This is a genomic window from Rhizobium sp. C104, from assembly GCF_022354505.1.
Lineage (GTDB): Bacteria > Pseudomonadota > Alphaproteobacteria > Rhizobiales > Rhizobiaceae > Rhizobium > Rhizobium redzepovicii.
This window is the reverse complement of record NZ_CP092348.1, coordinates 3943442-3966556: the sequence shown is the minus strand read 5'-3', so window position 1 is coordinate 3966556 and position 23115 is coordinate 3943442. Positions and strand designations below refer to the sequence as shown.

The window sequence follows — 23115 nt, the reverse complement described above, 5'->3', positions numbered from 1 at the left end:
GATGAATTTGCCGGCTCGATCGCCGGCTGCCGCATTCCGATCGCCGCCTGTCCGCGGCGCATCTGCATGTCTCGTGCCGTCAAGACCGGGCGGAAGCGCAGATGCCGTCCTCCGCCCGGGTATTAAGTTGGTTTAGCCCTTGAGGACTTCAACCAGCGTCTTGCCGAGGCGGGCCGGAGACGGCGACACCTTGATGCCTGCCGATTCCATCGCCGCGATCTTCGATTCCGCGTCGCCCTTGCCGCCGGAGACCACAGCACCGGCATGGCCCATGGTGCGGCCCTTCGGTGCGGTGCGGCCGGCGATGAAGCCGGCCATCGGCTTCTTGCGGCCCTTCTTGGCCTCGTCCTTGAGGAACTGCGCGGCGTCTTCTTCTGCGGAGCCGCCGATTTCGCCGATCATGATGATGGAGGTCGTGGCTTCGTCGGCCAGGAACATTTCCAGCACGTCGATAAACTCGGTGCCCTTGACCGGGTCGCCGCCGATGCCGACGGCCGTCGTCTGGCCGAGGCCTTCGTTGGAGGTCTGGAAGACGGCTTCATAGGTCAGCGTGCCCGAGCGGGACACGATGCCGACCGAACCCTTGCGGAAGATCGAGCCCGGCATGATGCCGATTTTGCATTCTTCCGGCGTCAGGATGCCCGGGCAATTGGGGCCGAGCAGCCGCGACTTGGAGCGGTCGAGGCGAGCCTTGACGCGCACCATGTCCATGACCGGGATGCCTTCGGTGATGCAGGTGATGAACGGGATCTCGGCATCGATAGCCTCGATGATCGCGTCGGCGGCACCGGCCGGCGGAACATAGATGACGGTCGCGTCGGCGCCGGTCTTTTCCTTGCCCTCGGCAACGGTCGCGAAGATCGGCAGGCTTTCGCCCTTTCCGCCGGACCAGGTTTCGCCGCCCTTCTTCGGGTGGATACCGCCGACCATCTGCGTGCCGTAGTAGGCGAGCGCCTGTTCGGTGTGAAACGTGCCGGTCTTGCCGGTCAGACCCTGCACGAGGATCTTGGTGTCTTTATTGACGAGAATAGACATGCGAGGCCTTTGTCTAGGAGAGGTTGGAAGACGTGGGGGACGAACGACGATAGATGCCGCTGACGACCTCCTGCCAAGTATCGCTGCCTGCAGGCGAAAAGCTGACGCCCATCCGGTAGCAGTCTTCATTTTCAAATGCGAATACGGTGCGCTGTCTGCCGCGCGGCGAAGTCTTCATCAGCACGAGTTCATTGCCGGGCCACTCGCCGGAAGCCGGCGAAGGCGGCGCAAAACCCGCGGTGTCGAATTGGTAGAGCTTGTAGGCCTGGTCTGAGACATCGAAGCCGAAAACATTTCGGGCCTCGAACGAAACAGCACCATCGCGCGTCTGGCGGTAGCGCTGCTCGATGAAGAATCCACCGAACAGCGTCTCGCCGGAAAGCTCGGCGCTGGCCCTGCCTTCGCTCGTCCACGCCGACGCCGCGACATGCTCTTCCCCTTCCCAGGTGCCGGCGAAGGCATTGAGGCGGAGATGAGCAGCAGATGGCGTCGACTGGAAGGCCATGATCGCTCTCAGCCGTTGATCGCCGCGACGATCTTCTTGGCCGCATCGTCCAAGTCGTCAGCCGCCGTAATCGCCAGACCCAACTCGTTCAGGATCTTCTTGCCGAGCTCGACATTGGTGCCTTCAAGGCGCACGACCAGCGGAACCTTGAGGCCGACTTCCTTGACCGCGGCAATGACGCCCTCGGCGATGACATCGCACTTCATGATGCCGCCGAAGATGTTGACGAGAATGCCTTCGACCTTGGGGTCTGCAGTGATGATCTTGAAAGCCGCAGCAACCTTCTCCTTGCCGGCGCCGCCGCCGACGTCGCAGAAGTTGGCCGGCTCCTTGCCGTAAAGCTTGATGATATCCATCGTCGCCATGGCAAGGCCCGCGCCGTTGACCATGCAGCCGATATTGCCGTCGAGCGCGACATAAGCGAGGTCCCACTTCGAGGCCTCGATTTCCTTGGCGTCTTCTTCGGTTTCGTCGCGCAGCGTCTTGACGTCGTCGTGACGGAAGAGCGCATTGCCGTCGAAGGACATCTTCGCGTCGAGAACCCGCAGATGACCATCCTTCATGACGATCAGCGGATTGACCTCGAGCAGCGCCATGTCTTTCTCGTTGAAGGCCTTGTAGAGCGCCGGGAAGAGCGACTTCGCATCTTCGGCGGCCGCACCGTCGAGCTGCAGAGCCTTGGAAATCGCAGTAACGTCGGCAGCCGTCACGCCAGCTTCCGGATCGATGGCAATCGTCTGGATCTTCTCCGGCGTGTCATGGGCGACAGCCTCGATGTCCATGCCGCCCTCGGTGGAAACCACGAAAGCCACGCGGCCGACCGAACGGTCGACCAGCAGCGAGCAATAGAGCTCGCGAGCGATGTCGGCGCCGTCTTCGATATAGAGGCGGTTGACCTGCTTGCCGGCGTCGCCGGTCTGCGCCGTCACCAGCGTATGCCCGAGCATTTCCTTGGCATGGGCAACCACTTCGTCGATCGACTTGGCGAGACGCACGCCACCCTTGGCCTCCGGCGACAGTTCCTTGAACTTGCCCTTGCCGCGGCCGCCGGCGTGGATCTGGCTCTTGACCACGTAAAGCGGGCCGGGAAGCGACTTGGCGGCAGCCTCAGCCTCTTCGACCTTAAGAATAGCCACACCCTCGGCGACTGGCGCGCCATAGCCCTTCAGCAGAGCCTTGGCTTGATATTCATGAATGTTCATGGGTCTATCCCTGTTTGGATTACGTCAGCGCCAATTACTTGAGGGCAGGCGCGATATTGATGCAGGCTTCGCAGAGACCGGCGACGGCGCCGACGGACTTGTCGAAGGCTTCCTTCTCGGTCTTGTTGAGATCGATCTCGATGATGCGCTCAACGCCGCCGGCGCCGATGACGGTGGGAACGCCGACATACATGTCCTTGACGCCGTACTGGCCGCTCAGGTGAGCCGCGCAGGGCAGAACGCGCTTCTTGTCCTTGAGGTAGGATTCGGCCATCTCGATCGCCGAGGCGGCCGGCGCGTAATAGGCCGAGCCGGTCTTCAGCAGGCCGACGATTTCGGCGCCGCCGTCACGGGTGCGCTGGATGATCTCTTCGAGGCGTTCCTTGGTGACCCAGCCCATCGTGACGAGGTCGGTGAGCGGAATGCCGCCGACCGTCGAGTAGCGGGCGAGCGGCACCATCGTGTCGCCGTGGCCGCCGAGCACGAAGGCGGTGACGTCCTGGACGGAGACGTTGAATTCCTTGGCGAGGAACAGACGGAAGCGCGAGGAGTCGAGAACGCCGGCCATGCCGACGACTTTGTTGGCCGGAAGGCCGGAAAACTTCTGCAGCGCCCAGACCATGGCGTCGAGCGGGTTGGTGATGCAGATTACGAAAGCGTTCGGGGCGTATTTTTTGATGCCGGCGCCGACCTGCTCCATGACCTTGAGATTGATGCCGAGAAGATCGTCGCGGCTCATGCCCGGCTTGCGGGCAACGCCGGCGGTGACGATGCAGACGTCAGCGCCTTCGATCGCGGAATAGTCGCTGGCGCCCGTCAGATTGACGTCGAAGCCTTCGACCGGCGAGGACTGAGAGATATCGAGACCCTTACCCTGAGGAATGCCGTCCGCAATGTCGAAGAGGACAATGTCGCCCAGTTCCTTCAGGCCGGCGAGGTGCGCCAGCGTGCCACCAATCATGCCAGAACCAATGAGTGCGATCTTGTTACGCGCCATTTCGCTGTTTCCTTTGCCATCAAATTCGGTGAACGACGCGTCAAGGCACCGCCCAATGACGCAATCGCATAGACCGAAAGCCCAAAAATGGCAATCCATTAATTTTGATGCAGCAATTTCAATCGTTTAGATACAAAAATTCTTACGTAAACGTAAGATATTATGTCACCAAATTGTTATTCGGCGGCGCGCTTCTCGTGGTGCAGCGCAAGATATTCGGCACTGCGCATCTCAAATAGCCGTGATGCCGTGCGGTCGAATTCAAACCCCTCCGTGCCCCGACGGTGCAGCAATAGTTCCTCCGGCATGGCCGCCGCGGAAATGTAGAGCCGCACGGCATGGTCGTAGAACGTATCGACCATAATGATGAAGCGTTTGATCTGGTTCCGTTTTTCCGGCCCGAGCAAGGGAACGTGATCGAGAAAGACCGTGTCGAAGCGCTCGGCGATCGCCAGAAAGTCGACCGCCCCGAGCGGCCTGTCGCACAGATCGATGAAGGAAAACCGCGCCATGCGCTCGGCGGCGAGCGGCACGTGGATGTGGCGCCCCTTCATCGGAATATCCAGCGGCTGCGCCTTGCGCCCGTGCAGCGCCTGCGTCCAGGACGCATCCATCGCCATGTCGTTATGATCGTTGATCGGCACCAGATAGACCGGCTGGCTGCTCAGCTTCTCCATCCGGTAATCGGTCGGCGAATCCAGGGTGACGACGTCGACGTGCTGCTTGAGAAGGGCGACGAAGGGCAGGAAGAGGCCGCGGTTGAGGCCATCCGGGTACAGATTGTCGGGCTCAACATTCGAGGTCGCGACCAGCACGCATCCGCGCGCGAAAAGCTCGGAGAACAGCCGCGACAGGATCATCGCATCGGCGATATCGGTGACCGTGAATTCGTCGAAGCAGAGCAGCTCCGCTTCCTCGTAGAGGGCGGCGGCAACCGGCGGCATCGGGTCGGCCTGCTTCGTCTCGCCGTTCTTGAGCTTCAGCCGATGCGTTGCGATGCGGTTATGCACATCCGCCATGAATTCGTGGAAATGCGCCCGCCGCTTCTTTTTGCAGGGCGCCATCGAGAAGAACATGTCCATCAGCATGGTCTTGCCGCGTCCGACGCTGCCGTGGATATACAGTCCCTTGATGCCGGCGGCGGATTTCTTCTTGGCGGCAAACAGCCAGCCAAGCGCGCTCGATTTTGCCGCTGGCCGTTGCTGCTTCAGCCCGGCAAGCACCCGATCCAGGCTTTTGGCCACATCCATCTGGGCGGCATCGACCTGCAGCGCACCGGAAAGTGTCAGCGATTTAAGCTGTTCGCAGACGCTGAGCGCATAATCTGGCATTGGCTGCATGAGGGCATATCCGCCTGTCAGTCATCGGCGGGGCCGCCGGATCGTTACCGCGCCGGTATTTGTTACCGCGCCGGTATTTGTTACCGGCTGAGGCTGATCTGCTGGCCCGTGCTGGTCTGGCCCTCGAAGCGGTTGTCGGCCGTCTTGTAGACGCTGCCGAGCTGGTTGCCCGAACGGTCCTTGAGCAGCACCTGCTTGCCGGCAACCTCCCAGGATCCCATCGCCGTCAGCTCGCCGACACAGCCGCGCGTGCCGCCGCGCGAACCACTGCCGAGATTGGTGAGCGTCAGGAACATGTCGCAGCTGCCATTGACACGCCAGCTTCCGACCATCGATTCCTTGGTGACATCGAGCGCATTCGCAGCCATTGCGCCGGACTGCGCGCCCGGCATCGGTGCCGTCGATGCCGGCGCCGCCGGGAATTGCGAATTGTTGACCGGCGGAAGCTGCCCACCCTGAACCGAGGGAACCGGCTGCGCCGTCAACGGCGCCGGCCCGGCATTCGGGCTGGAGTTGTAATCATATGCCGTACGCTGACAACCGGCTAGAGCGAGAGCCACCACCAGACCTGTCATCGCATATCGCAACTGCATCATCATACTCCTGATTTCGGCTAGCGCCGCAGAGAAACGGGCGTGAGACAAGTCCGATTATCGTAACTCGCTTTGGTTAATCAAGTCGGACGGCATAAATTGCCCGTGACAACAACTAACCGAAAAACGATACAGTTCAACTGTCCCGCTGCAAAACTTCCTGCACATAGAATTTGTCAGCAAGGTGTTGCGCGTGCTGATCTCTATCCGGATCCCGGTCGAACTCCCGCAATATCTCGGAATAACGCTCGAACGAGCTCTTCAGAAAGGATTGCACCAGCATCGGCGGCAGCCCCTCCCCCATTTCGCGCGTCTGTTTCTTGACATGCACGAGATCGAGTATCGCCGTTCGAAGGTCAGGAGCGATCGAGATCGCCTCGAGACATTCCAGCATATTCATCGGTGGCAGCACGCGAAACGAACGCTGGCGCATCCATTCGAGCGCGATGGCCGGACGCACGGCATAAAGAAACTTCTTCAGCTTAATCGCCCCCTCGCCCTGGCTCTGAAAATGCTGCCGCATGAGCCCGACATAATGAGCAGCGACCTTTTCCGGCACCATGATGAGATCGAGCAGCGCGGCGAGACGCGAGCGAAAACCCGATTCCTCTTCATAAGCGATCGGCGATTTCAGCCATTCGACCACCACCGCGTTTCCCTTGAGCGCAAGCAGCAGCGCCTTTCGCAGATCCCAGCCGCCGGTATCGATATCGCCGATGATCGGAAATTCGATGACATCGCGCACGGAAGCAAGGGCGAGGTGGTGCTCGACGGGACGGATATAGACGAAGCGGCAGTCATAATCGCTGTCGGGCGACGGAAATCCCCAGGCGCGGCTGCCGCTTTCGATCGCAAAACCGATACGGATACCCTGCTCGCGCACCGAGGCGAGCCGTGACCTGATCTCTCTGACGGCTTCGGGATCGAAGCCGTCTATTCCGCCATTGGCATGCATACGTTGATCAGACCCGGCGCTCGACCATCATCTTCTTGATTTCGGCGATCGCCTTGGCCGGGTTGAGACCCTTCGGGCAGGTCTGCGCGCAATTCATGATCGTGTGGCAGCGATACAGGCGGAACGGATCCTCGAGGTTGTCGAGACGTTCGCCGGTGGCCTCGTCTCTGGAGTCGATCAGCCAGCGATAGGCCTGCAGCAGAACGGCCGGACCGAGATAGCGGTCGCCGTTCCACCAATAGCTCGGACAGGAGGTCGAGCAGCAGGCGCAGAGGATGCATTCATAAAGACCGTCGAGCTTCTGCCGGTCCTCATGGCTCTGCTTCCATTCCTTGGCGGGCGCCGGCGATACCGTCTTCAGCCAGGGCTCGATCGAACGATGCTGGGCGTAGAAGTTGGTGAGGTCAGGCACCAGATCCTTGACGACAGGCAAATGCGGCAGCGGATAGATCTTCACCGCGCCGGTGATATCGTCGAGGCCCTTGGTGCAGGCAAGCGTGTTCGTACCGTCGATATTCATCGCGCAGGAGCCGCAGATGCCCTCGCGACAGGACCGGCGCAGCGTCAGCGTCGGGTCGATCTTGTTCTTGATGTACAGCAGGCCGTCGAGCACCATCGGGCCACAATCGTCGACATCGATGTAGAAGGTATCGATCGACGGGTTCTGCCCGTCATCCGGGCTCCAGCGGTATACGCGGAATTCGCGGGTGTTTGTCGCACCCGCCGGCTTCGGCCAGACCTTGCCTTCGCGCATCTGAGAATTCTTGGGGAGAGCGAGTTCAACCATATCCGGTTCCTCTTGAGATCAGTACACGCGAGCCTTCGGCTCGATCTTGTACGGATCGATGCCTTCGGCGATCAGCTGGGTGTGAACCGGGCGGTAGTCGAGCTTGACGTCGCCTGCTTCGCCGACCCAGGCGAGCGTGTGCTTGCGCCAATTGACGTCGTCGCGGCCGGCAAATGCACCCTCGGTATAATCCTCGCGGGCATGCGAACCGCGGCTCTCCTTGCGGGCCTCGGCGCCGTAGATCGTCGTGATGGCGTTGGCCATGAGGTTCTGCAGCTCCAGCGTCTCCACAAGATCCGAGTTCCAGATCATCGAGCGGTCGGTAACCTTGATATCACGCATTTCCTGCCAGATCGCCGAGATGCGCCGGCAGCCGGATTCCAGCGATTCCTGGGTGCGGAAGACGGCCGCGTCTTCCTGCATGGCGCGCTGCATTTTCTCGCGCAGTTCCGCCGTTGGCGTGGCGCCGCTGGCGTGGCGCAGCCCGTCGAAACGGTCCATGATCTTGTCGCAGGCTGCGACATTGAGATGTGGGATCGGCGCGGCGCGGTCGATCACTTCGCCGGCGCGGATCGCCGCGGCGCGGCCGAAGACCACGAGGTCGATCAGCGAGTTGGAGCCGAGGCGGTTGGCGCCGTGCACCGACGCGCAGCCGGCTTCACCGACGGCCATCAGCCCGGGGATGATCCGTTCCGGATTGGCGCCGTCGGCGTTCAGCACCTCGCCCCAATAATTGGTGGGAATGCCGCCCATATTGTAATGAACCGTCGGCAGGACCGGGATCGGCTCGCGGGTGACGTCGACGCCGGCAAAGATCTTGGCGCTCTCGGAGATCCCCGGCAGCCGCTCGTGCAGCACGGCCGGATCGAGATGGTCGAGATGCAGGAAGATGTGGTCCTTGTTCTTGCCGACGCCGCGGCCTTCGCGGATCTCCAGCGTCATGCAGCGCGAAACGACGTCACGCGAGGCAAGGTCCTTGGCCGACGGCGCGTAGCGCTCCATGAAGCGTTCGCCCTCGGAGTTGACCAGATAACCGCCTTCGCCGCGTGCGCCTTCGGTGATCAGACAGCCCGAACCGTAGATGCCGGTCGGGTGGAACTGCACGAATTCCATGTCCTGCAACGGCAGGCCCGCGCGCGCCACCATGCCGCCGCCGTCGCCGGTGCAGGTATGGGCTGAGGTTGCCGAGAAATAGGCGCGGCCGTAGCCGCCGGTCGCCAGCACCACCATCTTGGCAGCGAAGCGATGGATCGTGCCGTCATCGAGGCACCAGGCGACAACGCCGGTGCAGCGGCTGCCGTCTTCCGACATGATCAGGTCGAGCGCGAAATACTCGATGAAGAATTCGGCGTTGTGGCGCAGCGACTGGCCGTAGAGCGTGTGCAGGATGGCGTGGCCGGTGCGGTCGGCAACGGCGCAGGTGCGCTGCACCGGCGGGCCTTCGCCGTAATTCTGCATATGGCCGCCAAACGGGCGCTGGTAGATCTTGCCTTCCTCGTTGCGCGAGAACGGCACGCCGTAATGCTCGAGCTCATAGACCGCCTTCGGCGCTTCCATGGTCAGATACTGCATGGCGTCGACGTCGCCGAGCCAGTCGGACCCCTTGACGGTGTCGTAGAGATGCCACTGCCAGCTGTCGGGCGTCATGTTGCGCAGCGAGGCGGCAATCCCGCCCTGCGCCGCGACCGTGTGCGAGCGGGTCGGGAACACCTTGGTGATGCAGGCCGTGCGGAAACCCTGCTCGGCCATCCCCAGCGTGGCGCGCAAGCCGGCGCCGCCGGCGCCGACGACGATCACGTCGTAGGAGTGATCGACATATTTGTAGGCCTTGCCGTTCTGGGCGGGTGAAGTCGGTGCCATATCGAGCTTATCCTACGAATGCGATTTTCAGAATGGCGAAGAGACAGAGGCCGGCGATCAGGATCGCAAAGAAGGTGTTCAGCATCAGAAGAGCGATCTTGCCGAACTCGCCGTGCACGTAATCCTCGATGATCACCTGCATGCCGAGCTTCATGTGGATGACGCCTGAAATCACCATAAGTCCCATGACGACCGCGACGAAGGGGTTCGACAAGGCGCGAACCACATCCGCATACGGCGCGCCTGCATAGGCGATCATGAAGAAGAGGAAGAAAAGGATGAGTGGAACATTGGCGACGGCCGTCAGACGCTGGCGCCAGAAATGGTCCGTGCCGTCCTTGGCGGAGCCGAGCCCGCGAACCTTGCCGAGGGGGTGCGCATATCCATGAGAGGACCTTCAGAAGCGAATGAGGAAGCCGATCACCCAGACCAGCACGGTCAGACAGAGCGACCCGATGATGTTGGCAATGGCGAGCTTGGTCGAGAATTCCTTCCCGAAGCCGTAGCCGAGATCCCACATGAAGTGGCGGAAGCCGCCGAGCATGTGGTGCAGCAGCGCCCAGGTATAGCCGAGCAGCACGAGCTTGCCGAGAAGGCTGCCGAGCACCCAGTTGGCCCAGTCGTAGGAGCCTTGGCCGCTTGCCGCTGCGATCAGCCACCAGGCGACGAGCAGCGTCCCGACATACAGCGCGCCACCGGTAATGCGGTGGACGATGGACATGACCATGGTGGGAATAGGTTTGTAGATTTGCAAATGCGGCGACAGGGGCCGGTTATTTGTCACGTTCGCCATCAGAACCTCGCGGCGGCTTCTCTGCGCTCCCGGATTTCGGAGCATGCTCAGTCAACCACACGATGACGTATTCTCTGTGTGCGTTGCATCAATTGCGACGTTTAATCACCGGAAACGCCGACGACAAGCACAATCGCTGTCTTGCCTTAATTTAATCGATTGGGGTTACCACGAAATTTGCAGGCTAACGAAACTGGTGTTTCCGGCTCAATAATTGGGCCGTTCTCCCGAGACTGCATGGACAAGCTGCCGCTTTTGGCGCAATCTGGCGTTAACGATTTGTTAACGATCGGAATTCCGGAGGCCGGCGTCCATGTTTCGCAGTCTATGCGCAGTCACCCTGCTTGCACTCGCCGCGCTTGCCGCACTGCCCGCCGCTGCCGGCGAGCGCCGTGTTGATCATCGCTTCACCGACCGTCGCTTTCCCGATCAACGCTTCCTTGCCCATCGCCACGCCCTTCACAACGGATTGTTTCTCGGCGAACGGGCAAGCTGGCGCGATCGCGGCATCCGTTTCGACAACAGCTATGGCCGCCGGCACGGCAGAGAGCGGATGCCGTTCTTGAAGCAGTTTTCGTCGGCGGCAACAGATCGGGTGACCCGCGGCAGCCTCATCGTCGTCTTGCCTCAGGCACGGGTTGAGGACGGCGGCGATAACTATGCCGGCTCTTCCTATGTCTATCAGGTCGATGGCGGAACCTATGTCGGCGGCGCCGGCTACGGTTTCTATCCCGCGCCGCGGCCCGAGCCGCTGGCCCCGAAGGCAAAGGTCATCGACGTCGCCGTCCAGGACGACCCTTGCACCTACGAGGCCAATGTCTGCGTCATCCGGCCTTAGAACACGATGATTTTAGGCCCTGTCGGCCTAAAATCTGAATCCTGTTCTAAATTAAAGGGTTAGAGCATGATATCGCCCGAAAACCGCTCACACTTTTCGGCATCATACTCTGGATTCGGCTGAGCCGGGACCGAACCGCCACACCGTCGTCTTCTTGATTTCGCTGTCTTCGAGCGCCCGCGTCACCGGCACCTCGTAAACCGCGCAGAATTCCAGCCGGTCCCGAGGCAGGTAGCTGCGGCCGGGATCGCCGACCAGAACCAGCTTGCCCTCCACCGCCAGCCGCGACAGCCAGGGAATGAGCGCATCGGCAAACGCGCGGTCGTAGAAGACGTCGCCGGCAAGCACGATATCCGCATCGACGGGTTTGCCGATCAGATCGGTGCCGTTAAACCCCAGCGCAACGCCATTGGTCTCGGCATTCAACCGGATCGCGCTCTCCGTCCAGGGATCGATATCGGCGGCCGTTACCTCCAGGGCACCGGCCATCGCAGCCGCAATGCCGACGAGGCCGCAACCGCTGGCGAAATCCAGCACGCGCTTGCCGCGCACCATCTCCGGATGATCGAGGACGTAGCGCGCCAGTCCCTGGCCGCCCGCCCAGGCAAAAGCCCAGAAGGGCGGCGGCAGGCCGGTCGCCTCCAGCTCCTCCTCCGTCTTCAGCCAGAGCTCATGCGCTTCGCTGGCCAGATGCAGCGAGATCTCCGGCACATGCGGCGGCGCCATCACGCTGGTATTGGCGCGGATGAAGGCTTCCGGATCGGTCTTCAACGCGGCGGATTGTCCAGCCCGCCCATGCGGCAGACTTCGGCCCATTCGTCATCCGTCACCGGCTGCACGGAAAGCCGCATGGAGGTGACGAGCGACATCTTGGCAAGCTTCTCGCTCGCCTTGACGTCCTTCAACGTCACCGGCTTCGGCATGTCCATGACGGCGCGAATGTGGACGCAATCCCACTTCGGATCGCCCTTGGCGGTGGAATCGGGCTGCGACAGGGCTGAGACTTCGACGATCCCGACAATCTCCAGCCCGTCATTGGAGTGGTAGAAGAAGCCCTTGTCGCCGATCTGCATCGCCCGCATGTTGTTGCGCGCCAGATAGTTGCGAACGCCGGTCCATTCCGTGCCCTTTTCGCCGGCGGCCTTCTGCTGCTCCCAGGACCAGGAGGCAGGTTCTGATTTATAGAGCCAGTGCGCCATGCCTCACGCCTCCGGCTTGTTGAATACCCAGTTGTAGGCCTTCACCTCGACGCTTTCGAACAAGCCGGCCTTGGCATAAGGGTCGGCATCGGCAAGCGCCCGCGCCGCCTCCTTTGTCTCAGCTTCGACGATAATCAGGCTGCCGCAGGCCTTACCCTCATCATCGAGAAACGGGCCGGCGATCTTCAGCGTGCCCTCGGCGTTCAGCCCGTTCAGATACTCAAGATGAGGCGGCCGTGTTTCCATGCGCACTTTCAGATGGCCCGGCTTGTCCTTGCAGAGAAGGGCGAAAAGCATGTCTGTCTCCTATTCGGTGGTAATGGGGCGCGTCATCAGCTGCTCGATCGCTTCTGCTATGTCGAGCCTGCCGTCGATGATGGCGGAAACGGCGTCGGTGATCGGCATGCTGACTGCAAGCTCCGCGGCAAGCCGCGAGGCGACGGAGGCGGCAAGCGCGCCTTCCACCAGCGCGCCCTGCAGCGGATCGACCTTTTCGCCGCGCCCGAGCGCGATGCCGAAGCGAAGGTTTCGCGATTGATGGCTGGTTGCCGTCAGCACCAGATCGCCGAGACCGGAAAGCCCGCGCACCGTATCGGCCTGACCGCCCTTGGCGACGACGAAGCGCGACATTTCCGCAAGCCCACGCGCAATCAGCGCCGCACGGGCGGAATCGCCGATGCCGCCGCCTTCGACGATGCCGCAGGCGATCGCCAGCACATTCTTCAATGCGCCGCCGAGCTGCACGCCGATGCGGTCGCTGGAGGCATAAAGCCGGAAGGTCCGGCCTGATATCGCCTGGGCGAGCCGCTCGGCGATCTGCATATCCTCAGCCGCAATCGCCATCGCGGTCGGCAGGCCCTTGGCGATATCGGCGGCAAAACCCGGGCCGGAAAGCACGGCGACGGCATGGTCCGGCAGTTCCCGTTCCAGCATGTCGGTCAGAAGATTACCGGTCGCCCGCTCGATGCCCTTGGCGCAGGTGACGACGATGGCATCCTTGGCGAGATAGGGGCCGTATTGCCGGGCCGCATCGGCCTGCGCCTGCGACGGCATGGCAAAAAGCACGATGGAGGCGCCGGCGATTGCCTCCGGCTCGGCGGCAAATTCCAGCGTATCGGGAAGAGATATGCCAGGCAGCACCGCGTCATGCAGCCGTTCGGCCTTCAGATCTGAAATCAGCGACGGATTGCGCCCGACAAGCGTCACCGCGCTGCGGCCGGCAAGGGCGATGACGGCGGCGAGCGCCGTTCCGAAAGCTCCCGATCCGACGACGGCGATATTTTCGCTCATGCCTTGGCCCCTCTCTTGCCGAAACCGATCAGCGTTTCCGCATTGGAATCGAGCGGCCAGCGCGAACGCGGCTGGACGTCGAGCGAATCCGGCGCAACGCCCGTCGCCATGCGCTCCAGTCCCGCCCAGGCGATCATCACCGCATTGTCGGTGCAGAGGTGCAGCGGCGGCGCAATGAAGCGGAAGCCATTTTTATCACAGAGCGCCTGCAGCGTGCCGCGCAGTTCGAGATTGGCGGCGACACCGCCGGCAACGACGAGAGCGGGCTTCTCATCGATCGCAGCAAATTCCGTCTTGAACCGCTGCAAGCCGCGGCCGATGCGATCCTTCAACGTCCGCGAAATCGCTTTCTGGAACGAGGCGCAGATATCGGCCACATCCTGATCGCTGAGCGGGGCGATATCCTGTGCCGCCTGCCGCACCGCCGTCTTCAAGCCGGAGAAGGAGAAATCGAGCCGCGCCTCGCCGACCAGCGGCCGCGGAAAGGCGAAGCGGTCGGGATTGCCGTCCCGCGCCATCCGTTCCACCGCCGGACCGCCGGGATAGGGCAGACCGAGCAGCTTTGCCGTCTTGTCGAAAGCCTCGCCGAGCGCATCGTCGATCGTCGTGCCCCAGCGCTGATACTCGCCGACGCCGCGCACCAGGATAAGCTGGGTATGGCCGCCGGAGACGAGCAGCATCAGATAGGGAAAGGCAAGTCCGTCGGTCAGCCGCGCCGTCAGCGCATGGCCTTCGAGATGGTTGACCGCATAGAGCGGTTTGCCGGCGGCCCTCGCGATCGCCTTGCCGGTCATCAATCCGACCAGCAGCCCGCCGATCAGCCCCGGCCCGGACGTCGCCGCGATGGCGTCGACTTCATCAAGCGACACATTGGCGCGGTCCAGCGCCTCCTCGATCAGCTCGTCCAGCGCCTCGACATGGGCGCGCGCCGCAATCTCGGGCACCACGCCGCCATAAGCGCTATGCTCGTCGAGCTGGGACAGCACCACGTCGGAGAGCACGTTGGCATTTCCCTCCGCATCGCGCTCGACGACCGCCGCCGCGGTCTCGTCGCAGCTCGTTTCGATGCCAAGGATGCGCAGAAAGGGAACCATGAGGCCTGTTCGTTGATTGCGATGGGATGGAAACCCGTTTACGAGAACTCCGGTAACAACGGAACTGAGCGGATGCAAACAAAACCTTTCCGGATCGGCACGCGGGGCAGCCCGCTGGCGCTTGCCCAGGCGCATGAGGCCCGCGACAGGCTGATGGCGGCGCATCATCTGCCCGAGGAGATGTTCGAGATCGTCGTGCTGACGACCAAGGGCGACCGCATCACCGACCGGTCGCTGGCCGAGATCGGCGGCAAGGGCCTTTTCACCGAGGAGCTCGAACAGCAGCTTGTATCCGGCGAGCTGGATTTCGCCGTGCACTCCGCCAAGGACATGCCGACGACACTGCCCGAAGGCCTCTATCTCTCTGCCTATCTGCCGCGCGAAGATATCCGCGACGCCGTCATCGGCCGCACCGCGCCCAAACTGATCGACCTGCCGCATGGCGCTACCGTCGGCTCGTCGTCGCTACGCCGCCAGGCGCTGATCCGCCGCATGCGGCCGGATATCAATGTCGTGACCTTCCGCGGCCTGGTGGAAACACGCCTGCGCAAGCTCGAAGAGGGCCAGGTCGACGCGACCTTGCTGGCGCTTGCTGGCCTGAAACGCCTGGGCAAGGTCGAGGTTCTCACAGATATTCTCGACCCCGACACCTTCCCGCCGGCGCCGGCGCAGGGGGCGATCTGCCTCGAAAGCCGTATCGGCGACACTCAGATCGACGATCTGTTGGCGCCGGTCAACGATGCCGCGACCTTCGACACCGTCTCCTGCGAACGCGCCTTCCTCGCCGCGCTCGACGGCTCCTGCCGCACGCCGATCGGCGGTTATGCCGTCTGCGAAGGCGATCTGATCCGCTTCTCCGGCCTCATCATCACCCCCGACGGCCGCAGCCAGCATGCGGTGACGACCGACGGCCACCGCCGCGATGCGGCCGCACTCGGCACCCGCGCCGGCCAGGACGTGCGCGCAAGGGCCGGCAGCGCCTTTTTCGACGACTGGCACTGACGCGGCCATGCGCGTGCTCGTCACCCGCCCCGCGCATTCGGCTGAGAAAACCGCACAACGTCTGCGCGACATGGGCCACGAGCCGCTGCTGCTGCCAATACGCCAGCCGGCGCACGACAGCGCCGCAGCCGCAGCCGCGCTTGCAAGAACCAGCGGCGCGATCGCCGTGACCAGCGCCGAAGCCGTCAGGGTCATCTCCGTTCTCGGCGAACAACTCCGTCCGCATCTTGCCCGCCCGCTTTTCGCGGTTGGAGAGACAACGGCCAAGGCAGCGCGCGGCCTCGGCTTCCGATCGGTCGCGTCCTCTAGCGGCAACGGCCGCAATCTCGCTGAGCTCGTCGCCGCGCAGGCGGCAGACGGCCTGCTCTACCTTGCCGGCACGCCGCGTGCGGAAACGTTCGAAGCCGGATTGCGCCAGCTCGGCATCGGCTTTTCCGTCGCCGAATGTTACCGCATGCAGCCTGTCGCCCCTGGCCCGGCCGAGATCGAGGCTATCTTCGCAGGCACGCCGCCGCAGGCCGTTCTCTTCTATTCCCGGCAGACAGCTGACGATTTTTTTGGCGTGGCGGAACTTCGCTCGGCCCTGTCGGTAGGAAGCGGAATCCGCCTTCTCTGCCTCAGCGAGGCCGTCGCGCAGGCTGTCCCGGCGGCGCTGAAAAAAATGCGGCGATTGCGCCGATGCCGGATGAGAAAAGTCTTTTGTCGCTGCTTTGAATGCTTTAGCCGCCCAAATTTGATCTAACCTCTTCCCTTAATTGGCATCACTGTCTAGTTTCGTTGCAATGCAGGATAAAGAGGACCTCATGGTATCGGGAAACCCGCCACGCCATTCGAAGAGCGCCGACGAGCCGGTCACGATCGACCTCGAAGCACAGGATTTCGCCTCTGCAGCCGATACCGAAAAGCCGGTTGAGAATGATGTCGGCAACGCCGACAACAGCTCCGCCGATGCCGGCGTGACGCCCGAAACCGAGGCTGCGCCGCAGTTCGAACAGGGACGGGCCGAGCAGGAGCAACCCGAACACGAACAAGCCGAACAAGAGGACCAGCCTGCAACGGACGTTCCGGAGGAGGAACCGGCAGCCCCGGAGCCTGCCTTCGCGCCTCCTCCCGAGCAGCCGCGCCGCGCCGCCACCTCCGGCCTGATCGCCGCCGGCATCTTCGGCGGCCTGGTGGCGCTGCTTGGCGCCGGCGCCATTCAATATGCCGGCTATCTCCCGGGTTCCTCCGAGCCGCAGGCGACATCGCCTGACATCGCCGATCTTTCCGGGGAGATCGATGGCTTGAAGCAGACGCTCGCGAATCTTGCCGCCAATCCAGCGAGTACAGATGACGGCGCGCTTGAAAAGCGCATCGCCGCGCTGGAAACGACTGCCAAGGCGCCCGCAGCCGCCGCACCGGCCGATTCGGCAAATGTCGAGGCACTCAACCAGAAGATTGCCGAGCTGACCGGCCAGGTCGACCAGCTGCGCGCCACGCTCGCCCAGTCTTCCGAGCACCAGACGACGAGCGGCGCCGATATCGCCAAGCGTCTCGACGAGGCTGAGAAGAAACTGAACGAGCCGCGCGAGGATGTTGCCGTCGCCCGGGCAATCGCGGCGGCCGCCCTCAAGGCGGCGATCGATCGCGGTGGGCCGTTCCTGGCCGAACTCGATACTTTCGCCGGCGTCGCCCCTGACGATCCCGCCGTTGCCGACCTCCGAGCCTTTGCCGAGACCGGCATTCCCTCGCGCGCGGAACTCATGCGTCAAGTTCCAGATGTTGCCACGGCGATCATAGAAGCCGTCAACCAGCCGGATCCGAACGAGAGCTGGTCGGACCGGTTGATGTCGAGCGCCAAGTCGCTGGTATCAGTCCGTCCCGTCGGCAATATCGAGGGCGACAGCGTCGAAGCCATCGCCGCCCGCATGGAGGACAAAGTGAAGAGCGGCGATCTGCCAGCTGCTTCCGCCGAATGGAACAATCTGCCGGCTCCCGGCAAGCAGGCGTCCGCCGCCTTCAAGCAATCGCTCGAGGCGCGTATCCGCGTCGAGGAACTGGTCGGCGGGGCGCTGTCGAAAGCCGTTTCCGGCACCGGCAAGGAGGGATGAGACCATGCTGATCCGCCTTGTCCTCTTTGCCCTCTTCGTGCTGCTTCTCGCCTATGGCTTCTCCTGGTTCGCCGATCGTCCAGGCGACCTCTCGCTGATCTGGGAGGGTCAGATCTACCAGACCAAGCTAATCGTCGCGGTCAGCGCGATCATCGCTCTTATCGCCGCCGTGATGATCGTCTGGTGGTTCATCCGCCTGGTCTGGACCTCGCCGCATTCGGTGACGCGGTATTTCCGTGCCCGCAAGCGCGACCGCGGTTATCAGGCGTTGTCGACCGGCCTGATCGCCGCCGGCGCCGGCAACGCGCTGCTCGCCCGCAAGATGGCCGCCCGCTCGCGCGGCCTTATCCGCGCCGATCAGGAGCCGCTGATCAACCTGCTCGAGGCCCAGGCGGCCCTGATCGAAGGCCGCCATGACGAGGCGCGCGCCAAATTCGAGGCGATGGCCAACGATCCCGAGACACGCGAACTCGGTCTGCGCGGCCTTTATCTGGAGGCCCGCCGCCTCGGGGCCAACGAGGCCGCCCGTCAATATGCCGAGAAGGCTGCAGACAATGCGCCTTATCTGCCCTGGGCCGCACAGGCGACGCTCGAATATCGCAGCCAGGCCGGCCGATGGGACGATGCGATCCGGCTGCTCGAACAGCAAAAGGCCGCCCGTGTCGTCGAAAAGGGCGACGCCAACCGTCTGCACGCGGTCCTCTTGACGGCGCGCGCCGGCGAAAAGCTGGAAGGCAACCCGACGGGTGCCCGCGACGACGCGCAACAGGCGCTGAAGCTCGCCGCCGATTTCATTCCGGCAGCCCTCATTGCCGCGAAGGCGTTGTTTCGCGAAGGCGGGGTGCGCAGGGCCGCCTCAATCCTCGAACAGGCATGGAAATCGACACCGCATCCCGAAATCGGCCAGGCCTATGTCAGGGCCCGCAGCGGCGATTCCACGCTCGACCGGCTGAAGCGCGCCGAACGGCTGGAGGCGCTGCGCCCGAACAACGTCGAATCCCTTCTCGTCGTCGCCCAGGCCGCACTCGACGCGCAGGAATTCGCCAAGGCCCGCGCCAAGGCGGAAGCGGCAGCCCGCATGCAGCCGCGCGAAGCCGCCTTCCTGCTTTTGGCCGACATCGAAGAGGCCGAAACCGGAGACCAGGGCCGCGTGCGCCACTGGCTGGCCCAGGCACTCAAGGCACCGCGCGATCCGGCCTGGGTCGCTGATGGTTTCGTGTCGGACAAATGGCTGCCGGTATCGCCGGTGACCGGCCACCTCGACGCCTTCGAATGGAAGGCGCCCTTCGGCCAGATCGAGGGTCCGCTTCGAAGACGGTTCGACGCCTGCCTCGATCGAAACCGCCCTGAAGACCTTGCCGCCGCTGCGCGACGTCAGGCCGGAAAGCCCGGTCAACGACCATCGGATCATCGAACTGGAACGCGCCGCGACGATCGCCGAGGCTGTGCGCCCGACGCCGGCGCCGGCAAAACCGAAGCCCGTCGAACCCGCCAGCGGCAAAGCGCCTGCACCGGGCGAAGCGAAACCTTTCTTTGGCGGCCTGCCGGATGATCCCGGCGTTCGCGACCCCAGGGTGGACCCGGAACCCAAGACGCGGCTCCGCCTTTTCTGAAATGGAACGAAAACCGCATGTTCGAACGCTTTCAGGCCTTCTTCCAGAAGCTCACAGCCGACCACCCAAAGAAAGGTTTTGCCCCTGACGATCCGCGCATCGCAGTGGCCGCCCTCTGTATGCAGGTCATGGAAGCCGACGGTCAGATCAAAGCCAGCGAGAAGAAGCGGCTGCGCAAGCTGTTGAAGGAGCAATACGCGCTCGACGGCAAGCAGCTGGATGCCCTGATGGCGGCCGGCCTCGAGGCCGAAAGCACCGCCGTCGATTATTATCGCTTCACCGCCGACCTGAAACGCCACCTCAATACCGAGCAACGGCTGGAGCTGATCGGCATTCTCTGGGACATCGTCTATGCCGATGGCGAACGCAGCGAAATGGAGGACCATGTGATCTGGCGTATCGCCGATCTGCTCGGCGTCTCCTCCCGCGAGCGCATCCAGAAGCGGCAGGAAGCGGCCGCCAGGGTGACGGATGTCCGGGTAGCGCAAGATGATAGCGACTGAGCAAAAATCGGACCGCGACGGGCGTCCGATCCTCATCGTCCTGCATCAGGAGCGGTCGAGCCCCGGCCGTGTCGGCCAATTGCTCGTCGAAAAGGGCTATCGTCTCGATATCCGCCGCCCGGTTCTCGGCGAACCGCTGCCGACGACGCTTCAAGACCATGCCGGCGCCGTCGTCTTCGGCGGGCCGATGAGCGCCAATGATCCTGACGACTTCGTCAAGAAGGAGATCGGCTGGATCGACATTCCCTTGCGGGAAAAACGTCCCTATCTCGGTATCTGTCTCGGCGCGCAGATGCTGGTGCGTCATCTCGGCGGCAAGGTCCAGTCGAATGCCGACGGCTCGACGGAGATCGGCTGGTATCCGCTGCGCCCGACCGAGAAGGGCCGCCTGCTGATGCATTGGCCGAAGATGGTCTATCATTTCCACCGCGAAGGCTTCGAGCTGCCGCACGGCGCCGATCTTCTGGCTGAAGGCGACACCTATCCGAACCAGGCCTTCCGCTATGACGGCAACGCCTGGGGCCTGCAGTTCCACGCCGAACTGACCCGGGTGATGATGCATCGCTGGGTGGTGCACGGCGCGCACCGCTTCATCCTGCCGAACGCCCAGCAGGGCCGCGAACACCTCGAAGGCCGCATGCTGTTCGACGCGCCGCTGAAAGCCTGGTTGACCGAATTCCTCGATATCGTCTTCGAAGGCAAACCGGCAAAGGCCGCCTCTTCGATCACACTTCCGGCATAAAGGACTGCGTATCCGCCCTATCTCACGTGCTGGGCGCGTCGAGCGTATCGATCCTGCGCAATTTGGGGAAACTCGAAGCCCAGATCGCCGCCACCGCCAAAGTCCCGATTCCGCCGATAACGACCGCCGGCACCGCGCCGAAGATCGATGCCATCGTGCCCGCCCTGAATTCGCCGAGTTCGTTCGAAGCGCCGACGAAGACCATGTTGACCGCATTGACGCGGCCGCGCAGCTGATCGGGCGTCCAGAGCGCAATCAGGCTCTCGCGCACATAGACCGATACCATGTCGGCCGCCCCCATCAGCGCCAGCGCCGCGATCGAGACCTCGGTGTTAGTCGAGATGCCGAAGACGATGGTTCCCAAACCGAACAGGGCAACACCGATGAACATGTAGATACCGGCGCGGTGTTTGAGCGGATAGGCGGCGAGGAAGATCGCCATGACGATGGCGCCGAGCCCCGGTGCCGCGCGCAGCAGGCCGAGCCCCCAGGGGCCGAGCGTCAGGATATCGCGGGCGAAGATCGGCATCAGTGCCGTCGCGCCGCCAAGCAGAACGGCGAAGAGATCGAGCGAGATCGCCCCGAGCACGACCTTTTCGGCACGGATGAAACTGAAACCGCCGAGGATCATCGCCCAGCTCTTGGCCTCGCCCGTCGTCTTCTGTTCAGGCTTCGGGATCATGTAGAGGAGAGCCGCCCCGAGGATGGAAAAGACCACCGCCACCGTATAGGCGGTCGTCGCGCTGACGCCGTAGAGCAGACCGCCGATCACCGGCCCGGTGATTGCCGCGAGCTGCCAGGACGACGAATTCCAGGCGATCGCATTGGAAAGATCCTGCTCCGGCACCAGATTTGGAGCCAGCGACTGCACCGCCGGCGACATGAAGGCGCGTTCGATGCCGAAGATCAGAAGCACCGCGAAAACCGGCAGCGGCGTGAAAGTCCCCATTACAGTCATGATCAGCAGCACCAGCGTGCAGAGCGCACTCACCAGCGAGCAGAGGGCGGCGATTGCCCGGCGATTGTACCGGTCGGCCACCGAGCCGGTGACGAGCATGAGCAGCAGCGACGGCAGGAATTGCACGAGACCGATCAGGCCGAGATAGATCGCCTTGCCCGTCTGGTCGTACATCTGCCAGCCGACAGCGACGCTGACGATCTGCTGTGAGAAGGACAGCAGGAAGCGCGCTAGGAAGAACCGCGTGTAGGACGAATGCCGGAACGCGGCAAAACGGTCTCCGGTGGGCGAAAACGACATGGATGTTTTCCGAGGAGACGGGCGCGGGAATAGCTGAAAGGCCGCCCGTTAAACATGATTCACCGCGCGTTCCCACACGGCACTTGCTCGTTTAGTCGCCAATGTCTACATGTCTGTCAACAACGAATTGGAGAAGACGATGTTTGCGCTGTTTCAAACCATTGATTTGGCTTTGAATATTTACACCTGGATCCTGATTGCCAGTGCCATTTTTTCCTGGCTCTATGCCTTTAACGTCATCAACTCCAGCAATCAGTTCGTCAATTCGGTCGGCACATTCCTGTATAACGTCACCGAACCGGTGCTGAAGCCGATCCGCAGCCGGTTGCCGAACCTTGGCGGCATCGACATTTCGCCGATCATCCTGCTGCTGATCATTTTCTTCCTGCGCACCTTGCTTTGGACAACGCTGTATCCGCTGGTCGCTTGAGCCGTCCCTGGAGCCTTTTCGATGATCATGTCCGCCTCGCCGTCCGGCTTACGCCGAATGGCGGGCGTGACGCGATCGATGGCATCGAGGCGGATGGCGAGGGCGAAACGCACCTGAAGGCGCGCGTCACATCCGTCCCGGAAAAGGGCAAGGCCAACAAGGCCCTGATCCTTCTGGTCGCCCAATCGTTGCGCATCCCCAAATCCAGCATCAGCCTCGTCTCCGGCGACACTGCGCGCAATAAAATCCTCCGGATCGACGGCGACCCGGAGGATTTGGCAAAAAAGCTTGAAACGCTTTTAGGCTGAACAATCAGCCCTTCGTCTTCTTGGCGCGCTCGACGGCTTCGAGGATAAGCTGGCCGGCTTCCTTGGAATCGCCCCAGCCGAAGATCTTCACCCACTTGCCGGGTTCCAGATCCTTGTAGTGCTCGAAGAAGTGCTCGATCTGCTTCAGCGTGATCTCGGGAAGGTCGGTGTAGTCCTTGACCTTCTCATAGCGCAGCGTCAGCTTCGGCGACGGCACGGCGATGATCTTTTCGTCCTTGCCGGAATTGTCTTCCATCTTCAGGACGCCGATCGGGCGCACATTGATGACGCAGCCCGGAACCAACGGACGGGTGCTGGCGATCAGCACGTCGATCGGGTCGCCGTCTTCAGACAGCGTGTGCGGCACGAAACCATAATTGCCCGGATAGGTCATCGGCGTGTAGAGGAAACGATCGACAACCAGCGTGCCGGCTTCCTTGTCCATTTCATACTTGATGGGATGGCCGCCGACGGGAACCTCGACGATAACGTTGACGTCCTCAGGTGGATTATTACCGATGGAAATGGCGTCGATGCGCATAGGAACTCCCGCGGGGTTGAATTTCTCGCAGCCAGATAATCAGTTTCATCTCGCAACGCAACATTTGAGATCACCAATGCGTGATGGCATCGGCGCAAAGAACTCGAAACTTTCGAAGAGGGGCAGGCGATTACCGACCT

24 protein-coding genes and 3 pseudogenes are annotated in these 23115 nt (G+C 62.6%); 9 read left to right on the top strand and 18 right to left on the bottom strand.

Annotation, left to right across the window (positions count from 1 at the left end; translation table 11 throughout):
* Positions 1-132 precede the first annotated feature (132 nt).
* The 11 genes and pseudogenes from sucD to sdhC form a co-directional block, all read right to left on the bottom strand.
* A complete protein-coding gene (gene sucD / locus MF410_RS20685) occupies positions 133-1035 on the bottom strand; it encodes a succinate--CoA ligase subunit alpha (protein WP_097624911.1) in 903 nt (300 codons plus the stop codon).
* A gap of 13 nt (positions 1036-1048) precedes the next feature.
* A complete protein-coding gene (locus MF410_RS20680) occupies positions 1049-1540 on the bottom strand; it encodes a DUF1579 family protein (protein WP_097624912.1) in 492 nt (163 codons plus the stop codon).
* An 8-nt stretch (positions 1541-1548) separates the two neighbouring features.
* The gene (sucC, locus tag MF410_RS20675; protein WP_239620008.1) at positions 1549-2742 is read right to left on the bottom strand and encodes an ADP-forming succinate--CoA ligase subunit beta; all 1194 of its coding nucleotides are present in this window, start codon (positions 2740-2742) and stop codon (positions 1549-1551) included.
* A 34-nt stretch (positions 2743-2776) separates the two neighbouring features.
* A complete protein-coding gene (gene mdh, locus MF410_RS20670) occupies positions 2777-3739 on the bottom strand; it encodes a malate dehydrogenase (RefSeq protein WP_003543522.1) in 963 nt (320 codons plus the stop codon).
* A gap of 176 nt (positions 3740-3915) precedes the next feature.
* Entirely contained in the window at positions 3916-5079 is a 1164-nt protein-coding gene (zapE, locus tag MF410_RS20665) for a cell division protein ZapE (protein ID WP_097624914.1), read from the bottom strand.
* A gap of 80 nt (positions 5080-5159) precedes the next feature.
* Positions 5160-5672: a protease inhibitor Inh/omp19 family protein gene (locus MF410_RS20660; RefSeq protein ID WP_012559213.1), complete on the bottom strand. Its 513-nt coding sequence runs from the start codon at positions 5670-5672 to the stop codon at positions 5160-5162.
* A gap of 136 nt (positions 5673-5808) precedes the next feature.
* Positions 5809-6627, bottom strand: coding sequence for a nucleotidyltransferase domain-containing protein (locus tag MF410_RS20655; protein ID WP_097624915.1), 819 nt, complete (start codon positions 6625-6627; stop codon positions 5809-5811).
* A gap of 7 nt (positions 6628-6634) precedes the next feature.
* A complete protein-coding gene (locus tag MF410_RS20650) occupies positions 6635-7414 on the bottom strand; it encodes a succinate dehydrogenase iron-sulfur subunit (protein ID WP_049733450.1) in 780 nt (259 codons plus the stop codon).
* Between the two features lie 18 nt (positions 7415-7432).
* A complete protein-coding gene (gene sdhA, locus MF410_RS20645) occupies positions 7433-9274 on the bottom strand; it encodes a succinate dehydrogenase flavoprotein subunit (RefSeq protein WP_097624916.1) in 1842 nt (613 codons plus the stop codon).
* A 7-nt stretch (positions 9275-9281) separates the two neighbouring features.
* Positions 9282-9647: pseudogene (gene sdhD, locus MF410_RS20640) on the bottom strand (succinate dehydrogenase, hydrophobic membrane anchor protein); the annotation flags it as partial.
* 24 nt (positions 9648-9671) lie between these two features.
* Positions 9672-10067 carry a succinate dehydrogenase, cytochrome b556 subunit gene (sdhC, locus tag MF410_RS20635; RefSeq protein ID WP_012559217.1) on the bottom strand — a complete coding sequence of 132 codons (396 nt, stop codon included), beginning with the start codon at positions 10065-10067 and terminating at the stop codon, positions 9672-9674.
* Between the two features lie 313 nt (positions 10068-10380).
* On the opposite strand from sdhC, the gene MF410_RS20630 reads away from it, so the two are divergent.
* Positions 10381-10905, top strand: a complete 525-nt coding sequence (locus tag MF410_RS20630; protein ID WP_097624917.1) for a hypothetical protein — start codon at positions 10381-10383, stop codon at positions 10903-10905.
* A gap of 102 nt (positions 10906-11007) precedes the next feature.
* On the opposite strand, the gene MF410_RS20625 is transcribed toward MF410_RS20630, so the two are convergent.
* Genes MF410_RS20625 through tsaD form a run of 5 tightly spaced genes read right to left on the bottom strand, consistent with a single transcriptional unit; the run spans position 11008 to position 14488 of the window.
* Positions 11008-11676 carry a methyltransferase gene (locus tag MF410_RS20625; RefSeq protein ID WP_097624918.1) on the bottom strand — a complete coding sequence of 223 codons (669 nt, stop codon included), beginning with the start codon at positions 11674-11676 and terminating at the stop codon, positions 11008-11010.
* Positions 11673-12104, bottom strand: coding sequence for an EVE domain-containing protein (locus MF410_RS20620; protein WP_049733437.1), 432 nt, complete (start codon positions 12102-12104; stop codon positions 11673-11675). The genes MF410_RS20625 and MF410_RS20620 overlap by 4 nt, the downstream gene beginning before the upstream one ends.
* Before the next feature lie 3 nt (positions 12105-12107).
* Positions 12108-12401 (bottom strand): YciI-like protein, encoded by a 294-nt coding sequence (locus tag MF410_RS20615; RefSeq protein ID WP_097624919.1) that lies wholly within the window; start codon positions 12399-12401, stop codon positions 12108-12110.
* A gap of 9 nt (positions 12402-12410) precedes the next feature.
* Complete coding sequence (locus MF410_RS20610; protein WP_097624920.1) at positions 12411-13394, bottom strand: NAD(P)H-dependent glycerol-3-phosphate dehydrogenase; 984 nt, start codon at positions 13392-13394, stop codon at positions 12411-12413.
* Positions 13391-14488: a tRNA (adenosine(37)-N6)-threonylcarbamoyltransferase complex transferase subunit TsaD gene (tsaD, locus tag MF410_RS20605; RefSeq protein WP_097624921.1), complete on the bottom strand. Its 1098-nt coding sequence runs from the start codon at positions 14486-14488 to the stop codon at positions 13391-13393. The genes MF410_RS20610 and tsaD overlap by 4 nt, the downstream gene beginning before the upstream one ends.
* Positions 14489-14560: 72 nt before the next feature.
* Between tsaD and hemC the strand changes: the two genes are divergently transcribed.
* The 6 genes and pseudogenes from hemC to MF410_RS20575 all read left to right on the top strand — a co-directional run bounded on the left by hemC (position 14561) and on the right by MF410_RS20575 (position 20438).
* The gene (hemC, locus tag MF410_RS20600) at positions 14561-15490 is read left to right on the top strand and encodes a hydroxymethylbilane synthase (protein ID WP_131710919.1); all 930 of its coding nucleotides are present in this window, start codon (positions 14561-14563) and stop codon (positions 15488-15490) included.
* A gap of 7 nt (positions 15491-15497) precedes the next feature.
* Positions 15498-16204 (top strand): annotated as a pseudogene (locus MF410_RS20595) (uroporphyrinogen-III synthase).
* Between the two features lie 68 nt (positions 16205-16272).
* Entirely contained in the window at positions 16273-17580 is a 1308-nt protein-coding gene (locus MF410_RS20590; protein WP_179867091.1) for a COG4223 family protein, read from the top strand.
* A gap of 4 nt (positions 17581-17584) precedes the next feature.
* Positions 17585-19193: pseudogene (locus MF410_RS20585) on the top strand (heme biosynthesis protein HemY).
* Between the two features lie 17 nt (positions 19194-19210).
* Positions 19211-19696 carry a TerB family tellurite resistance protein gene (locus MF410_RS20580; protein ID WP_003589787.1) on the top strand — a complete coding sequence of 162 codons (486 nt, stop codon included), beginning with the start codon at positions 19211-19213 and terminating at the stop codon, positions 19694-19696.
* Entirely contained in the window at positions 19683-20438 is a 756-nt protein-coding gene (locus tag MF410_RS20575) for a glutamine amidotransferase (protein ID WP_097624926.1), read from the top strand. Before MF410_RS20580 ends, MF410_RS20575 begins: the two co-directional genes overlap by 14 nt.
* 22 nt (positions 20439-20460) lie before the next feature.
* On the opposite strand, the gene MF410_RS20570 is transcribed toward MF410_RS20575, so the two are convergent.
* The gene (locus MF410_RS20570; RefSeq protein WP_097624927.1) at positions 20461-21696 is read right to left on the bottom strand and encodes an MFS transporter; all 1236 of its coding nucleotides are present in this window, start codon (positions 21694-21696) and stop codon (positions 20461-20463) included.
* A 139-nt stretch (positions 21697-21835) separates the two neighbouring features.
* Here MF410_RS20570 and MF410_RS20565 point away from each other — a divergent pair, with 139 nt between their 5' ends.
* Together MF410_RS20565 and MF410_RS20560 are read left to right on the top strand one after the other, a co-directional pair.
* On the top strand, positions 21836-22126 hold the full coding sequence (locus MF410_RS20565; RefSeq protein ID WP_003543619.1) for a YggT family protein: 291 nt from the start codon (positions 21836-21838) through the stop codon (positions 22124-22126).
* A complete protein-coding gene (locus MF410_RS20560) occupies positions 22123-22434 on the top strand; it encodes a DUF167 domain-containing protein (RefSeq protein WP_097624928.1) in 312 nt (103 codons plus the stop codon). The genes MF410_RS20565 and MF410_RS20560 overlap by 4 nt, the downstream gene beginning before the upstream one ends.
* 4 nt (positions 22435-22438) lie before the next feature.
* On the opposite strand, the gene ppa is transcribed toward MF410_RS20560, so the two are convergent.
* Entirely contained in the window at positions 22439-22975 is a 537-nt protein-coding gene (gene ppa / locus MF410_RS20555) for an inorganic diphosphatase (RefSeq protein WP_012559229.1), read from the bottom strand.
* Positions 22976-23115: the final 140 nt, after the last annotated feature.

Excerpts from the sequence above, each read along its gene's own strand:
- sucD (WP_097624911.1), bottom strand. The coding sequence starts at position 1,035 with ATGTCTATTCTCGTCAATAAAGACACCAAGATCCTCGTGCAGGGTCTG.
- MF410_RS20680 (WP_097624912.1), bottom strand. The coding sequence starts at position 1,540 with ATGGCCTTCCAGTCGACGCCATCTGCTGCTCATCTCCGCCTCAATGCC.
- sucC (WP_239620008.1), bottom strand. The coding sequence starts at position 2,742 with ATGAACATTCATGAATATCAAGCCAAGGCTCTGCTGAAGGGCTATGGC.
- mdh (WP_003543522.1), bottom strand. The coding sequence starts at position 3,739 with ATGGCGCGTAACAAGATCGCACTCATTGGTTCTGGCATGATTGGTGGC.
- zapE (WP_097624914.1), bottom strand. The coding sequence starts at position 5,079 with ATGCAGCCAATGCCAGATTATGCGCTCAGCGTCTGCGAACAGCTTAAA.
- MF410_RS20660 (WP_012559213.1), bottom strand. The coding sequence starts at position 5,672 with ATGCAGTTGCGATATGCGATGACAGGTCTGGTGGTGGCTCTCGCTCTA.
- MF410_RS20655 (WP_097624915.1), bottom strand. The coding sequence starts at position 6,627 with ATGCATGCCAATGGCGGAATAGACGGCTTCGATCCCGAAGCCGTCAGA.
- MF410_RS20650 (WP_049733450.1), bottom strand. The coding sequence starts at position 7,414 with ATGGTTGAACTCGCTCTCCCCAAGAATTCTCAGATGCGCGAAGGCAAG.
- sdhA (WP_097624916.1), bottom strand. The coding sequence starts at position 9,274 with ATGGCACCGACTTCACCCGCCCAGAACGGCAAGGCCTACAAATATGTC.
- sdhC (WP_012559217.1), bottom strand. The coding sequence starts at position 10,067 with ATGGCGAACGTGACAAATAACCGGCCCCTGTCGCCGCATTTGCAAATC.
- MF410_RS20630 (WP_097624917.1), top strand. The coding sequence starts at position 10,381 with ATGTTTCGCAGTCTATGCGCAGTCACCCTGCTTGCACTCGCCGCGCTT.
- MF410_RS20620 (WP_049733437.1), bottom strand. The coding sequence starts at position 12,104 with ATGGCGCACTGGCTCTATAAATCAGAACCTGCCTCCTGGTCCTGGGAG.
- MF410_RS20615 (WP_097624919.1), bottom strand. The coding sequence starts at position 12,401 with ATGCTTTTCGCCCTTCTCTGCAAGGACAAGCCGGGCCATCTGAAAGTG.
- MF410_RS20610 (WP_097624920.1), bottom strand. The coding sequence starts at position 13,394 with ATGAGCGAAAATATCGCCGTCGTCGGATCGGGAGCTTTCGGAACGGCG.
- tsaD (WP_097624921.1), bottom strand. The coding sequence starts at position 14,488 with ATGGTTCCCTTTCTGCGCATCCTTGGCATCGAAACGAGCTGCGACGAG.
- hemC (WP_131710919.1), top strand. The coding sequence starts at position 14,561 with ATGCAAACAAAACCTTTCCGGATCGGCACGCGGGGCAGCCCGCTGGCG.
- MF410_RS20590 (WP_179867091.1), top strand. The coding sequence starts at position 16,273 with ATGCAGGATAAAGAGGACCTCATGGTATCGGGAAACCCGCCACGCCAT.
- MF410_RS20580 (WP_003589787.1), top strand. The coding sequence starts at position 19,211 with ATGTTCGAACGCTTTCAGGCCTTCTTCCAGAAGCTCACAGCCGACCAC.
- MF410_RS20575 (WP_097624926.1), top strand. The coding sequence starts at position 19,683 with ATGATAGCGACTGAGCAAAAATCGGACCGCGACGGGCGTCCGATCCTC.
- MF410_RS20570 (WP_097624927.1), bottom strand. The coding sequence starts at position 21,696 with ATGTCGTTTTCGCCCACCGGAGACCGTTTTGCCGCGTTCCGGCATTCG.
- MF410_RS20565 (WP_003543619.1), top strand. The coding sequence starts at position 21,836 with ATGTTTGCGCTGTTTCAAACCATTGATTTGGCTTTGAATATTTACACC.
- ppa (WP_012559229.1), bottom strand. The coding sequence starts at position 22,975 with ATGCGCATCGACGCCATTTCCATCGGTAATAATCCACCTGAGGACGTC.